The organism is Nocardioides euryhalodurans (genome assembly GCF_004564375.1).
Classification (GTDB): domain Bacteria; phylum Actinomycetota; class Actinomycetes; order Propionibacteriales; family Nocardioidaceae; genus Nocardioides; species Nocardioides euryhalodurans.
In genome coordinates, this window is the sequence record NZ_CP038267.1 from 3,742,033 (window position 1) to 3,754,578 (window position 12,546).

12 protein-coding genes are annotated in these 12,546 nt (G+C 71.4%); 7 read left to right on the forward strand and 5 right to left on the reverse strand.

Going from position 1 to position 12,546, the window contains the following annotated elements:
• Positions 1-2: 2 nt before the first annotated feature.
• Positions 3-1,685 carry a dihydroxy-acid dehydratase gene (ilvD, locus tag EXE57_RS18135; RefSeq protein WP_135079951.1) on the forward strand — a complete coding sequence of 561 codons (1,683 nt, stop codon included), beginning with the start codon at positions 3-5 and terminating at the stop codon, positions 1,683-1,685.
• Between the two features lie 68 nt (positions 1,686-1,753).
• Here the strand turns inward: ilvD and EXE57_RS18140 are convergent, their stop codons facing one another.
• Positions 1,754-2,398, reverse strand: a complete 645-nt coding sequence (locus EXE57_RS18140) for an ABC transporter substrate-binding protein (RefSeq protein ID WP_135079953.1) — start codon at positions 2,396-2,398, stop codon at positions 1,754-1,756.
• Positions 2,399-2,546: 148 nt separating this feature from the next.
• Between EXE57_RS18140 and EXE57_RS18145 the strand changes: the two genes are divergently transcribed.
• The gene (locus tag EXE57_RS18145; protein WP_135079955.1) at positions 2,547-3,752 is read left to right on the forward strand and encodes a kynureninase; all 1,206 of its coding nucleotides are present in this window, start codon (positions 2,547-2,549) and stop codon (positions 3,750-3,752) included.
• On the opposite strand, the gene EXE57_RS18150 is transcribed toward EXE57_RS18145, so the two are convergent.
• Positions 3,745-4,725 carry an HAAS signaling domain-containing protein gene (locus tag EXE57_RS18150; RefSeq protein ID WP_135079957.1) on the reverse strand — a complete coding sequence of 327 codons (981 nt, stop codon included), beginning with the start codon at positions 4,723-4,725 and terminating at the stop codon, positions 3,745-3,747. The two genes, EXE57_RS18145 and EXE57_RS18150, sit on opposite strands and share 8 nt — an antisense overlap.
• Positions 4,722-5,060, reverse strand: a complete 339-nt coding sequence (locus EXE57_RS18155; protein ID WP_135079959.1) for a PadR family transcriptional regulator — start codon at positions 5,058-5,060, stop codon at positions 4,722-4,724. The genes EXE57_RS18150 and EXE57_RS18155 overlap by 4 nt, the downstream gene beginning before the upstream one ends.
• 88 nt (positions 5,061-5,148) lie before the next feature.
• On the opposite strand from EXE57_RS18155, the gene EXE57_RS18160 reads away from it, so the two are divergent.
• The 4 genes from EXE57_RS18160 to ilvC all read left to right on the forward strand — a co-directional run bounded on the left by EXE57_RS18160 (position 5,149) and on the right by ilvC (position 9,139).
• Entirely contained in the window at positions 5,149-5,568 is a 420-nt protein-coding gene (locus tag EXE57_RS18160) for a VOC family protein (protein ID WP_135079961.1), read from the forward strand.
• A gap of 240 nt (positions 5,569-5,808) precedes the next feature.
• Positions 5,809-7,563 (forward strand): acetolactate synthase large subunit, encoded by a 1,755-nt coding sequence (locus EXE57_RS18165; RefSeq protein WP_135079963.1) that lies wholly within the window; start codon positions 5,809-5,811, stop codon positions 7,561-7,563.
• A complete protein-coding gene (gene ilvN / locus EXE57_RS18170; protein ID WP_135079965.1) occupies positions 7,564-8,118 on the forward strand; it encodes an acetolactate synthase small subunit in 555 nt (184 codons plus the stop codon).
• A complete protein-coding gene (ilvC, locus tag EXE57_RS18175; RefSeq protein WP_135079967.1) occupies positions 8,111-9,139 on the forward strand; it encodes a ketol-acid reductoisomerase in 1,029 nt (342 codons plus the stop codon). Before ilvN ends, ilvC begins: the two co-directional genes overlap by 8 nt.
• Positions 9,140-9,231: 92 nt before the next feature.
• Here the strand turns inward: ilvC and EXE57_RS18180 are convergent, their stop codons facing one another.
• Positions 9,232-10,053, reverse strand: a complete 822-nt coding sequence (locus tag EXE57_RS18180) for an ABC transporter permease subunit (RefSeq protein WP_135079969.1) — start codon at positions 10,051-10,053, stop codon at positions 9,232-9,234.
• Entirely contained in the window at positions 10,050-10,961 is a 912-nt protein-coding gene (locus EXE57_RS18185; protein ID WP_135079971.1) for an ABC transporter ATP-binding protein, read from the reverse strand. Before EXE57_RS18185 ends, EXE57_RS18180 begins: the two co-directional genes overlap by 4 nt.
• Before the next feature lie 121 nt (positions 10,962-11,082).
• Between EXE57_RS18185 and EXE57_RS18190 the strand changes: the two genes are divergently transcribed.
• Positions 11,083-12,546 (forward strand): purine-cytosine permease family protein, encoded by a 1,464-nt coding sequence (locus EXE57_RS18190; RefSeq protein WP_135079973.1) that lies wholly within the window; start codon positions 11,083-11,085, stop codon positions 12,544-12,546.

The window sequence follows — 12,546 nt, forward strand, 5'->3', positions numbered from 1 at the left end:
GCATGACGCAGAGCCCGGACATCAAGCCCCGTTCTCGCGACGTCACCGACGGCCTGGAGAGGGCCGCCGCCCGCGGGATGCTCCGCGCGGTCGGCATGGGTGACGGGGACTGGGAGAAGCCCCAGATCGGTGTGGCCTCGAGCTGGAACGAGATCACCCCGTGCAACCTCTCGCTGCAGCGGCTGGCCCAGTCGGTCAAGCACGGCGTGCACGCCGCGGGCGGCTACCCGCTCGAGTTCGGCACCATCTCGGTCTCCGACGGCATCTCCATGGGCCACGAGGGGATGCACTTCTCGCTGGTCTCGCGCGAGGTGATCGCCGACTCGGTCGAGACCGTGATGATGGCCGAGCGGCTCGACGGCTCGGTGCTGCTCGCCGGCTGCGACAAGTCCCTGCCCGGGATGATGATGGCGGCGGCTCGCCTCGACCTGTCCAGCGTCTTCCTGTACGCCGGATCGATCATGCCCGGCCAGGTCGACGGCGAGGACGTGACGATCATCGACGCTTTCGAGGCGGTCGGCGCCTGCCTCGCCGGCAAGATCACAGCTGCGGAGGTCGACCGCGTCGAGCGGGCGATCTGCCCCGGCGAGGGTGCCTGCGGCGGCATGTACACCGCCAACACCATGGCGGCGGTCGCCGAGGCGATCGGCATGAGCCTCCCCGGGAGCGCCGCCCCGCCGGCCGTCGACCGGCGCCGCGACGGCTTCGCCCACCGCTCCGGCGAGGCCGTGGTGAACCTGCTCCGCCAGGGGATCACCGCTCGCCAGATCATGACCCGCGAGGCGTTCGAGAACGCGATCACCGTCGTGATGGCGCTCGGCGGCTCCACCAACGCCGTGCTCCACCTGCTCGCGATGGCCCGCGAGGCGGAGGTGCCGCTCACCATCGACGACTTCAACCGGGTCGGCGACAAGGTGCCCCACCTCGGCGACCTGAAGCCCTTCGGCAAGTACGTCATGTACGACGTCGACAAGGTCGGCGGCATCCCCGTCGTGATGCGGGCCCTGCTCGAGGAGGGCCTCCTCCACGGGGACACCCTCACCGTCACCGGCAGGACGATGCGCGAGAACCTCGACGACATCGCCCCGCCGCCCCTCGACGGCGACGTGATCCGCAAGTTCTCCGAGCCGATCCACGCCACCGGCGGCCTGACCATCCTCAAGGGCACGCTCGCCCCCGAGGGCGCGGTCGTGAAGTCGGCCGGCTTCGACGAGTCGGTCTTCGAGGGCACCGCGCGCGTCTTCGACGGCGAGCGGAAGGCCATGGACGCCCTCACCGACGGCCAGATCGGTGCCGGCGACGTCGTCGTCATCCGCTACGAGGGTCCCAAGGGCGGCCCCGGCATGCGCGAGATGCTTGCGATCACCGGCGCCATCAAGGGCGCGGGCCTGGGCAAGGACGTGCTGCTGCTGACCGACGGCCGGTTCTCGGGCGGTACGACGGGCCTGTGCGTCGGCCACGTGGCACCCGAGGCGGTCGACGGCGGCCCGATCGCCTTCGTCCGTGACGGGGACCCGATCCGCCTCGACGTCGCGGGCCGGTCGCTGGAGCTGCTCGTCGACGAGGCCGAGCTCGAGCAGCGCAGGATCGGGTGGGAGCCCAACCCGCCCAAGTACACCCGCGGGGTCCTGGGCAAGTACGCCAAGGTCGTCCAGTCGGCGGCGCACGGCGCCGTCTGCGGCTGACCGCTCCCGGGACGTCGCGGTGCCCGGGTGTCGAGGCACCCGGGCACCACGCGTGCGTCAGCGGAGGGTCACAGACCCAGCCCGAGCCGCCCCAGGATCTGGTTGAGCAGGTTGGTGATCCGGCCCAGCAGGCCGTTGAGCCCGCCGTCGAGCAGGCCGGCGACCGCGCACAGCAGGTTGCCGAGCAGGTTGCCGGCGCCCGACTGCGCGACGATGTCGAGCACGATCCGGTTGAGGTTCACCTGCAGACCCAGCAGGTCGAGGTCGAGCGGGCCGAGCCGCAGGTTGAGGACGTCGCACGCCGGCGGTGCCTGCAGTGCCCGGGCAGCGGCACCGGTCCGGATCGGCGTCCCGTTGATCGAGCGCACGCGGACGGTCCGCACCACGCCGAAGGTTCGGGTGGACTCGTCGGCGTTGTGCACGACGCCCTGGACGAGCCCGCGGACGAAGACCTTGCCGTTGCGCTTGGAGAACTTCAGCGGTACGAACTCGCCCGTGACGCTGCGTCCGTTGGCGGTGGTGCCGCGGATCGTCGAGCTGAGCTCCCCCAGGTTGTTCTGTGCGACGGTGCCGGCCGCTGCGGTCGCGGTGCGGCTCGACGCGGGTGCGCTGGTGGCGGGTCCTCCCCAGGCCAGGGCGGCGACCGCGGTCACGACCAGGGCGACCATGAGTGCGACGGGTCCGCCGACGTACCGGTTTCTGAGACTTGCCATGTGTCTGTCTCCCCTCCGAGAGCCGGACCAGGTCCGGCAGGGCCGCGAAGCTCACGGCCCGCTCGTGACGTTGGCACTCTTCCGCCACAGGTCGCTCACCCCAACGGGTGTGACTGCCGGGTAGGCCCGCATGCGGTAGACACGTCCCGTGGACCCCGCCTCGCTCGACGCCGCTGACCCCCTCGCGTCCTACCGCGACCGCTTCGTCGGCGCCGACAGCGACCTCGTCTACTTCGACGGGAACTCGCTCGGCCGGCCGCTGGCCGCCACGCGTGACACGCTCGCCGGCTTCGTCGGAGGACCGTGGGGCGAGCGGCTGATCCGCGGCTGGGACGAGGAGTGGTTCGACCTTCCGCTGACGGTCGGGGACGACCTCGGACGCCTCGTGCTCGGCGCGGCCCCCGGTCAGGTGGCCGTCGGCGACTCGACGACGGTGCTGCTCTACAAGGCGATGCGCGCCGCGGTCGCGGCGCGGCCCGGGCGTACCGAGATCGTGCTCGACCGGGACAACTTCCCGACCGACCGCTACGTCGCCGACGGCGTGGCCCGAGAGTGCGGGCTGACGCTGCGGTGGATCGACGTCGACCCCGCCGCCGGCGTCACCGCCGACCAGGTCGCCGAGGTCGTGGGGGAGCAGACCGCGCTCGTCACGCTCAGCCACGTCGCCTACCGGTCGGCGTGGATCGCCGACGCCCCCGCCATCACCCGCATCGCCCACGCCGCCGGCGCGCTCGTGCTCTGGGACCTCTCCCACTCCGGTGGGTCGGTGCCGCTCGAGCTCGACGCCTGGGGCGCCGACCTCGCGGTCGGCTGCACCTACAAGTACCTCAACGGCGGCCCCGGCGCCCCGGCGTACGTCTACGTCGCGGAGCGGCACCTCGACACCCTCACCCAGCCGATCCAGGGGTGGATGGGGGCGGCCGACCCGTTCCTCATGGGGCCGACGTACACCCCGACGGACGGGGTACGGCGCTTCCTGTCCGGCACCCCGCCGGTCCTGGGCATGCTGCCGCTGCGCGACATGCTCACCCTGCTCGACGAGGTGGGGATCCAGGCCGTCCGCGACAAGTCGGTCGGCCTCACGTCGTACGCCATCGACCTCGCCGACCAGGAGCTCGCTCCCCTCGGTGTCGGCGTCGCCTCGCCCCGCGACCCGGGGCGCCGCGGCGGCCACGTCACCCTCACGCACCCGGCGATGCGCGAGGTGGTCGCGGCGCTGTGGCAGCAGGACGTGATCCCGGACTACCGCGACCCCGGTGGCCTGCGCGTCGGGCTCTCGCCCCTCTCCACGTCGTACGCCGAGGTCGAATGCGGTGTGCACGCCGTGCGGCAGGCGCTGGACGAGGTCAGCTGACCGCAGTCCGGTGGCGCAGGTGTCCGCGGACCGCCTCACCGATGCCGAGCGCGGCCACCACCAGCGCGGTGACCAGCACGATGGTGTCGGCCGCGGCCGGCGCCGAGCCTCCGGGATCGAGCGCGGGGTTGACCACGGTCTGTGTGGTGAGCAGGAGGACCAGGTACGCCGCGGTGACGACGTCGAGCGCCACCGCCGAGAGCGTGACCCCGGTCGTCCAGTCGCCTGCGCGATACTTCACGACCTCGACTGCCGCGGTGGCGAGGAGCAGGGCCACGAACCCCCAGAGCCAGCCGGACGACCACAGCGCGGGGTCGAGCAGGGGAACCCGGTCGCCGTTGTCGTCCACGACCGGGGAGTGGACGTGCTGCCACGGCAGCCACGCCAGGACGATCGTGACGAAGCCCAGCCCGGCGATGAGCTCCTTGAGCCCGAGCGCCCGCGCCCGGGGCAGCTCGGGCAACCGGTCGAGCGTCCACCCCTCCTCCGTGGCCATGGGGGACCGGGTACCGGTGTGCTCCATGATCCAGAACACCAGCGTCACCCAGAACGCGACGTGGACGACCACGGTGAAGCCGGTCCACAGGGAGCCCAGGATGGCCTCGGGGTAGGGGTCCCCGGCCCAGATCCGCGCCACCAGCGTGGCGAGGGCGGTCACCGGGGCCCCGACCGCGGAGATCACGAGCACCAGCGTCCGCCAGGTGTCGAAGTTCTCCGGGCCGACGAGGTAGCGCGGGGCCGTGGCGTAGCCGCGCGCCAGCACGATCGGGTCGCCGAGGTCGAGGAGCACCTCACGGACCACGGCGTCGCGTGCGGCGTCCGGGTCGCGGTCGAGCCGGTCCTCCACGGAGTCGAGGATGCTGGCCCGCAGCTCGGCTGCGACGTCGTCGCGCTGGTCGGCCGGGAGCCGGGAGGCCACGGCGACGGCGTACCGCTCGACGAGCGGGTCGCTGAGGGTCTGGTGGTGGGTCATCGGTCGGTTCCTTCCAGGGCGGTACGGACGCGGTGGTCGAGGTCGGACCACTCCTGCGCCAGCGCGGCGCGGGCGGAGCTGCCCTGCTCGGTGAGCACGTAGAACTTGCGGGGCCGGGACTCCTCGGTGTTCCACTCGCTGCTGAGGAGGCCCTGCTTCTCCAAGCGACGGAGCAGGGGGTAGAGCGTGTTGGCGTCGACCTCGAAGCCGGCCTGCTCGAGCGTGCTCAGCAACGCGTAGCCGTAGCGAGGCTCGCCGAGCACGCACAGGCACGCGAGCACCACGGTGCCGCGGCGCAGCTCGGCAACGTGGGTGGCGATGAGGGCTTCGTCCATGCCGCGAACAATAGTGTGTGTCACACACTATTGCAACGGTCGGGTGGTCACGTCGTGAGCGTGCGCCGGACGTGCCACGCTGGTCGACATGGAGCAGCGTGTCTCGTTCATCACCCTCGCGGTCGCCGACCACGCGGCCACGCGGCGGTTCTACGTCGACGGTCTCGGCTGGACGCCCGCCCTCGAGGAGGAAGGGGAGGTGCTGATGTTCGAGGTCGCCGACAAGGTCGTGCTGTCGTTGTGGGCGGAGTCCGGCTTCGAGGACGAGGTGGGCCCGCTCAGGCGCGGGAGCGGCCTGGCGCCGATCACCCTCGCCCACAACGTCGGCACCCCGGAGCAGGTCGACGCCGTCCTCGCCGAGGCACGGCGGGCCGGGTCCCCCGAGGTCGCGCCCGCGGTCGCCCGCGAGTGGGGCGGTTACACCGGCTACTTCGCCGACCCCGACGGCTTCCGCTGGGAGGTCGCCCACAACCCTGGCCCGATCGGCCGCAGCGTCCTCCCGGGCTGAGGCCGATCCTGACAACATGTGGGACCGTCATCCCACGATTCAAGACGCATGGGAGACTCGGGTGACGGGCCGACGAGCCGGGGCGTAGCCTGACGCGCATGCCGCAGCAGCTTCTTGTACGCACCGGACGCGCCGACTGATCGCCCTGATCACCGACGCGTCACCCCTCGTTGCCTCGCAACCGAGGGGTTTTTTGTTGGGCCCACCGCACACTCCGAGGACGAAGGACACGCGAGCCAGATGACCGAGATGACCGGCGCACAGAGCCTGATCGCGTCGTTGGAGGCCACCGGGGCCGAGCACGTGTTCGGCATCCCGGGCGGCGCGATCCTGCCGGCGTACGACCCCTTGATGGACTCCTCGATCCGCCACATCCTCGTCCGCCACGAGCAGGGTGCCGGCCACGCGGCCCAGGGGTACGCGGCCGCCACGGGCCGGGTCGGGGTGTGCATGGCGACGTCGGGGCCGGGCGCGACCAACCTCGTGACGCCGCTCGCGGACGCCCACATGGACTCGGTGCCGATGGTCGCCGTGACCGGCCAGGTCGGCGCCGCCGCGATCGGCACGGACGCCTTCCAGGAGGCGGACATCCGCGGCATCACGATGCCGATCACCAAGCACAACTTCTTGGTGACCGACCCCGCCGAGATCCCGCGGACCGTCGCCGAGGCCTTCCACATCGCCTCGACCGGCCGGCCCGGCCCGGTGCTGGTCGACGTCTCCAAGTCGGCGCTCACCGCGATGACGTCGTACGCCTGGCCCCACGAGCTGCACCTGCCCGGCTACCACCCGGTGACGCGGCCCCACTCCAAGCAGATCCGGGAGGCCGCCCGGCTCGTCCTGGAGTCTCGACGGCCGGTCCTGTACGTCGGCGGCGGCGTGATCCGCTCCGGGGCGAGCGCGGAGCTGGCCCGGCTCGCCGAGCTGACCGGCATCCCGGTCGTGACGACCCTGATGGCACGCGGCGCCTTCCCCGACAGCCACCCGCAGCACCTCGGCATGCCCGGGATGCACGGCACCGTCGCGGCGGTCGCCGGCCTGCAGAAGAGCGACCTGATCATCAGCCTGGGCGCGCGGTTCGACGACCGCGTCACCGGCAACCTCGAGTCCTTCGCCCCGGGTGCACTCGTCATCCACGCCGACATCGACCCCGCCGAGATCGGCAAGAACCGCCACGCCGACGTGCCGATCGTGGGCGATGCGCGCGAGGTCATCTCCGACCTGGTCGTCGCGCTGCAGGCGGAGGCCGAGGCCGGCCGCTCCGGCGACTACGAGGCGTGGGTCGCGTTCCTCGCCGGGGTCAAGCAGAAGTACCCCCTCGGCTACGACGCCCCGAGCGACGGCTCGCTCGCGCCGCAGCTGGTCACCCAGCGGCTCGGCGCGATCGCCGGTCCGGACGCGGTCTACTGCGCGGGCGTCGGGCAGCACCAGATGTGGGCCGCTCACTTCGTGGGCTACGAGAAGCCCAACACCTGGATCAACTCCGGGGGGCTCGGCACCATGGGCTTCGCCGTCCCTGCCGCCATGGGCGCCAAGGTCGGCCGCCCCGACGCGACGGTCTGGGCGATCGACGGCGACGGCTGCTTCCAGATGACCAACCAGGAGCTCGCCACCTGCGCGATCAACGACATCCCGATCAAGGTGGCGATCATCAACAACGAGTCGCTCGGGATGGTCCGGCAGTGGCAGACGCTGTTCTACAGCGAGCGCTACAGCAACACCGACCTGCAGCGCGCCGCCGGCGGTCCGGTCCGGATCCCCGACTTCCCGAAGCTCGCGGAGGCGTACGGCTGCGTCGGGCTGTCCTGCGACAGCCCCGACGAGGTCGACGCCACGATCGAGAAGGCGATGGAGATCAACGACGTCCCGGTCGTCGTCGACTTCCGGGTCCACCGCGACGCGATGGTCTGGCCGATGGTCGCCGCCGGCTCGAGCAACGACGACATCAAGTACGCGCGGGACCTCGCGCCCGACTTCGAGGAGGACGATCTCTAGATGTCGACTCACACGCTCTCGGTCCTCGTCGAGAACAAGCCCGGCGTCCTGGCTCGGATCGCCGGTCTCTTCAGCCGCCGCGGCTACAACATCCACTCGCTCGCGGTTGGCCCCACCGAGCACCCCGAGATCTCGCGGATGACGATCGTCGTCAACGTCGACGAGTCGCCGCTGGAGCAGGTCACCAAGCAGCTGAACAAGCTGGTCGAGGTGATCAAGGTCGTCGAGCTCGACGACGCGGTCTCGGTCCACCGCGAGCTGCTGCTGGTCAAGCTCAAGGCCGACGCGGTCACCCGCGGCCAGGTCCTCGACGCCGTCCAGCTCTTCAAAGCGCGGGTGGTCGACGTCGCCCCCGACGCCGTCACCGTGGAGGTCACCGGCAACGCCGGCAAGCTCGCCGACTTCCTGCGGGTGGTCGAGCCCTTCGGCATCCGCGAGCTCGTCCAGTCCGGGATGGTCGCGATCGGTCGCGGCTCCCGCTCCATCTCCGAGCGCACCCTGCGCCCGGTCCCGATCCCCGCCCCACCCACACGAAGGAGTGCCAGCAGTGGCTGAGATGTACTACGACGACGACGCCGACCTGACCCTGATCCAGGGCAAGAACGTCGCCGTCATCGGATACGGCAGCCAGGGGCACGCCCACGCGCTGTCGCTGCGGGACTCGGGCGTCGACGTCCGGGTCGGGCTCCAGGAGGGCAGCCGGTCGCGGGCGAAGGCCGAGGCCGAGGGGCTGCGCGTGCTCACGCCGTCGGAGGCGGTCGAGGAGGCCGACGTGGTCGTCGTCCTCGCGCCCGACCAGGTCCAGCGCGACCTCTACCGCGACGAGATCGAGCCCCACCTCGCACCCGGCGACACCCTGGTCTTCGGGCACGGGTTCAACATCCGCTTCGGCTACATCACCCCGCCCGAGGGCGTCGACGTGTTCATGGTCGCGCCCAAGGGCCCGGGCCACCTGGTCCGCCGGGAGTACGTCGACGGCCGCGGCGTACCCGTCCTCGTGGCGGTGGAGAAGGACGCCTCGGGCTCGACCTGGGACCTCGCGCTGTCCTACGCCAAGGGCATCGGCGGCCTGCGTGCGGGCGGCATCCGGACCACGTTCGCCGAGGAGACCGAGACCGACCTCTTCGGCGAGCAGGCGGTGCTCTGCGGCGGAGCCAGCCAGCTGGTCATGTACGGCTTCGAGACCCTGATCGAGGCCGGCTACCAGCCCGAGGTCGCCTACTTCGAGTGCCTCCACGAGCTGAAGCTGATCGTGGACCTGATGTACGAGGGCGGCATCGCCAAGCAGCGCTGGTCGGTCTCCGACACCGCCGAGTACGGCGACTACGTCTCCGGCCCCCGGGTGATCACGCCGCAGGTGAAGGAGAACATGAAGGCCGTCCTCGAGGACATCGTCAACGGCTCCTTCGCGAAGCGATTCATCGACGACCAGGACGCCGGCGGCGCCGAGTTCAAGGAGCTCCGCGCCAAGGGCGAGCAGCACCCGATCGAGCAGACCGGGCGCGAGCTGCGCAAGCTGATGGCCTGGGTGAAGTCCCACGACTCCGACTACGTCGAGGGTACGGCGACGCGCTGAGCACCCCCGGGACGCGGTAGTCCCCGGATCTCCTGTCCTCCCCACCGGTCGGTGGGAGCAGAAGATCCGGGGACTACCTCTTTCCTGGGGGCCTACTTCACCTCGGAGCGCTGCAGCAGCACCAGCCCGACGGTGAGGGGCAGCACCAGCCAGATCAGCCCGGCGACGCCGAGCTGGGCCCACATCTCCCCGGTGAGCGACTCGTCGAAGAGCCGGGTCTGCGCGAAGTTGAAGTCGATCCAGGGCTGCAGGTCCCGGAACCACTCCTGGAAGGCCGCCAGCATCGCGAACGCCGTGGGCAGCAGCAGCGAGTAGACGAAGTAGCCGACGATCGCGCCCGGCGAGCTCCGGATGACGACCCCGAGCATGAAGCCGATCGCCATGCCCAGCACGTTGGCCAGCACGATCGTGGCGAACTCCGCCAGCTGCACGTCCCACACCGTCGGCGCCCCGGAGATGGCGGTGCCGACCAGGTTGCCGACCGCGCCGATGCCGAGCGCGAGGAACATCGACACGACCCCGATGGCGACTGCCCCGATCGCCTTCGCGGCGATGACGCGGCCGCGGCTCGGGACCAGCGTGAAGGTGGTCAGCCCGCTGCGCTGGCTCCACTCGCTGGTGACCGAGAGGATCGCGACCATCGGCAGCACGACGGCCATGGGGAAGCCGATCGCGCTGGCGAAGGCCTCGTACGTCTGGGCCTCCTCGGGCGCGAAGGCGACGGTCGCGGCCGTCGCGAGCACGGAGAGGATGCCGATGCTCGCCATCAGCCAGAAGCCGGAGCGGGTGTCGAACATCTTGCGCAGCTCGACCCCGATCACCCGGGTCATCGGGATCGGGCGTACGTCTCGACGGGCCCGGACCGGGGCCGCGACGACGCGGTCCTCGGCGGTGGTGGCGGTCAGGGTGCTCATGCTGCTGCTCCTTCGGTGGTGGTCTCGCGCTGGGACTCCGCGGTGAGCTCGAGGAACATCTCCTCCAGGCCGGCGCTGTCCGCGGAGCGCAGCTCGGTCAGGGCGACGCCGGCGGCGAGGGCGACCCGGCCGACCACGTCGGTGTCGGCGTCGGTGTGGAGGGCGCCGCTGCCGGACACGGAGGCTCCGATGCCGGCGTCGGCGAGGGCCGCGGCGAGCCCGGCGAGGTCGGCGGCGGAGACGACCGTCCCGGCCGCCGAGAGCAGCTCCTGCTTGGTGCCCTGCGCGACGATCCGGCCGTGGCCGATGACCACGAGGTCGTCGGCGATCACCTCGATCTCGTGCAGCAGGTGGGAGGAGAGCAGCACGGTGCCGCCCTGGTCGGCGTACTCCCGCAGCAGGTCGCGCATCCAGCGGATGCCGGCCGGGTCGAGCCCGTTGGCGGGCTCGTCGAGGACCAGCACGGCCGGATCGCCGATGAGGGCGGTCGCGATGCCGAGCCGCTGCCTCATGCCGAGCGAGTAGTCGCGGACCCGGCGGTCCGCCTCCTTCTCGGTCAGCGACACCCGGCGCAGCATCTCCGGCACCCGGCGGGCGGGCAGTCCCATGGTGCGGGCGGCGATGGTGAGGATCTCCCGGCCCGTGCGCCCGGCGTGCTGCGCCGAGGCGTCGAGCAGGACCCCGACCTCGAGGCCGGGGTTGGGCAGGTCGGCGTAGCGGCCCCCGAGGACCTCCACCGACCCGCTCGTCGCCGGCGTCAGGCCGACCATGATCCGCATGGACGTGGACTTGCCCGCGCCGTTGGGGCCGAGGAACCCGGTGACCCGGCCGGGGCGGGCCGTGAAGGAGATGTCGTCGACGGCAACGGTGCCGCGATAGGTCTTGGTGAGGTGCTGGACGGTGATCATGGCGGCAGCCTCGCCCGACCGAGGGCGCCGCCACATCGGGGAAGCCACCCCACCCGACCCCACGGCGACCCCGAGGGCACTCAGGGTCTCCTCGGGGTCGGGGCTGGGGCACGATGGGCCCATGAGCGACCTGCAGGAGACCCGGCGGCTCGGCGTGGAGCGCACCGGGATCGAGATCATCGACGAGGCCGACCGGACCGCCCGGCCGGCCGACCTCTTCTGGCCGTGGTTCGCGGCCAACGTCAGCGTCTTCGGGCTGAGCTATGCAGCCTTCATCCTCGCCTTCGGCATCTCCTTCTGGCAGGGCCTGCTCGTCGCCGTGGTCGGCATCGTCGCCTCCTTCGCGCTCTGCGGGGTGATCGCCCTGGCCGGGAAGCGCGGCTCGGCGCCCACCATGGTGCTGAGCCGGGCCGCCTTCGGGGTGGAGGGGCAGAAGGTGCCCGGCGCGGTCTCGTGGCTGGTCTCCATCGGGTGGGAGACCTTCCTCGCCATCGTCGCGGTGCTGGCGACCGCCACGGTGTTCGAGCGGCTCGGCTGGTCCTCCGGCACCTCCACCCAGGTCGTGGCCACGGTCGTGGTGGCGACCCTGATCGTCGCGGCCAGCGTGGCCGGCTACCACCTGATCATGCGGCTGCAGTCGTGGCTGACGTGGATCACCGGTGCGGTCACCCTCGCCTACGTCGTGATGACGGTCGACGAGATCGACTGGTCCGGCGTCCAGGGACTGCCCAGCGGGTCGGACCAGGCCGTGATCGGCGCACTCGTGATGGTGATGACCGGCTTCGGCCTGGGCTGGATCAACATCGCGGCCGACTGGTCCCGCTACCAGCGCCGGGACGCGTCGGGCCGGGCGATCGTGGGCTGGAACACCTTCGGTGGCGCCCTGGCGCCCTGCCTCCTCGTCGTCTTCGGCCTCGGACTGGCCGGCTCGTCCGAGGAGCTCCTCCTCGGGGTCGCCGACGACCCGATCGGCACGCTGTCGACGTTGCTGCCCACGTGGTTCCTCGTGCCGTTCCTGCTCGCCGCGGTGCTGGCCCTGGTCAGCGGCGCGGTGCTCGGCATCTACTCCTCCGGACTGACCCTGATCTCGCTCGGCGTGCGCATCCCGCGTCCTGCTGCGGCCTTCGTCGACGGCGTGATCCTGACGATCGGCACGATCTACGTCGTCTTCTTCGCGGAGAGCTTCCTCGGCCCGTTCCAGAGCTTCCTCATCACGCTGGGCGTCCCGCTCGCAGCGTGGGCGGGGATCATGATCGCCGACATCGCGACGCGTCGACGCGACTACGACGAGGCGGCCCTCTTCGACGCAGGCGGCCGCTACGGCAGCGTCGACGTCACCTCGCTGGTGACGATGGCGGTGGCGACGTTCGTCGGCTGGGGCCTGGTGGTCAACCTGTTCGCCGACGAGGCGTCCTGGAACAACTGGCAGGGCTACCTGCTCGGCCCGCTCGGGCTCGGCGGCAAGGACGGGGCGTGGGCGTACGCCAACCTCGGGGTGCTCGCCGCGCTGGTCATCGGCTTCCTCGTCACGCTGGTGGCCCGTCGGGGGACCATCGCCAGGCAGGAGTCCGCGACCGTCGGCTGA